1 pseudogene is annotated in these 207 nt (G+C 69.1%); it reads left to right on the top strand.

The window, feature by feature from the left end:
• A pseudogene (locus U4012_RS35795) lies at positions 1–205 on the top strand (phosphomannomutase/phosphoglucomutase); the annotation flags it as partial.
• Positions 206–207: the final 2 nt, after the last annotated feature.

The following is a 207-nucleotide window of genomic DNA, read 5'->3' as shown; positions in this document are numbered from 1 at the left end:
GTTCGACGGCGCCGACGAAGTCGTGACGATCGACGGGCTGCGCGTCGAGTACCCGGACGGCTTCGGCCTCGCGCGTTCGTCGAACACGACGCCGGTGGTCGTGCTGCGGTTCGAAGCGGAGACCAAGGAAGGGCTCGAGCGCATCCAGGCGGACTTCCGCCGCGTGCTGACGGCCGCGAAGCCGGACGTCGAGCTGCCGTTCTGAAC

This window comes from Burkholderia sp. BCC1988, assembly GCF_905339895.1.
Lineage (GTDB): Bacteria > Pseudomonadota > Gammaproteobacteria > Burkholderiales > Burkholderiaceae > Burkholderia.
This window is presented reverse-complemented; position numbering and strand designations above follow the sequence as displayed.